This is a genomic window from Shewanella sp. (genome assembly GCF_051658185.1).
Classification (GTDB): domain Bacteria; phylum Pseudomonadota; class Gammaproteobacteria; order Enterobacterales; family Shewanellaceae; genus Shewanella.
The window spans coordinates 1-1,191 of the sequence record NZ_JBOFMC010000236.1 but is presented as its reverse complement, the minus strand read 5'-3'; the positions used below and the strand labels follow the sequence as shown (position 1 = coordinate 1,191).

1 pseudogene is annotated in these 1,191 nt (G+C 51.2%); it reads left to right on the top strand.

Annotated elements, in window-relative coordinates:
- Positions 1-78 precede the first annotated feature (78 nt).
- A pseudogene (locus tag ACRCZA_RS09245) lies at positions 79-951 on the top strand (alpha/beta fold hydrolase); the annotation flags it as partial.
- Positions 952-1,191: the final 240 nt, after the last annotated feature.

Below are 1,191 nucleotides of genomic sequence, written 5' to 3'. Positions count from 1 at the left end.
TTACTCAGGGTTAACTGTGGGTGAGCCGCTCACCTTTGACGTCAGTTAAAAATAAATACAACAAAAATAGGAAGCGTCATGTTAGACACTCTGTTGCCCTTTGAGCGGCATTTTCTCAGCCTTAATGGCAACAAACTCCATTACATCCACGAAGGGCAGGGGGAGCCCGTGGTGATGGTTCACGGTAACCCGAGTTGGTGCTTTTACTACCGCAATCTTGTCAGCGCCTTAAAAGACACACACCAATGCATCGTGCCGGATCATATTGGCTGTGGCCTATCAGATAAACCCAGCGATAGTGGCTATGACTATACCCTTAAGCAACGTATCGACGATCTTGAAGCCTTGTTAGATAGTCTAAATGTTAAAGAAAACATTACCTTAGTTGTGCACGACTGGGGCGGCATGATAGGTATGGGCTATGCGGCGCGCTATCCAACGCGGATCAAGCGCTTGGTGATACTCAATACCGCGGCCTTCCATTTACCTGAGGGTAAAGCTTTTCCATGGCCGCTGTGGATTTGCCGTAATACAGGGTTAGGCACCGCATTAGTGCGTGGCTTAAACGCCTTTGCTGCGATAGCCTCCTATGTGGGGGTAAAGCGCCGCCCGATGGCACCCGCGATCCGCCGCGCCTATGTTGCTCCTTTTAACTCTTGGGCTAATCGGATTTCGACGTTGCGATTTGTGCAGGATATCCCTTTAAAGCAAGGGGATAGAAACTACTCCTTGGTCTCGCAGATTGCGGCAAGTTTGCCACAATTTGCGAAGGTGCCCACCCTCATTTGTTGGGGACGACAGGATTTTGTCTTCGATAAGCACTTTTTAGCCACATGGCGCCAGCAGATGCCCCATGCAAGCGTCCATGAATTTGCCGATTGTGGGCATTACATCCTCGAAGATGCCAGTGATGAAGTGATCGCGCTCATTATGGGATTTATGGCCGCTGATATTGAGCATACTGCAATTTTGCCTCGGGTCGCGGTTCATGCCGACGCGACCTTGCAGGTTGCTTCTGAGCTGGAGGCTCGACCTAAAGCGGATGCTCAGGCTGAATTGGCGTCCGAGTTGGCAGCGCAGCCTAATTCACCTGATTTAGGTGGTGAGTTAGGCGGTGATTTACCGGTGACGCGCTAATGCCCGCAAAGCTTTCAGCGCGTGCCGTTAAGCCAGCCAGCCACCCTTGTAGCG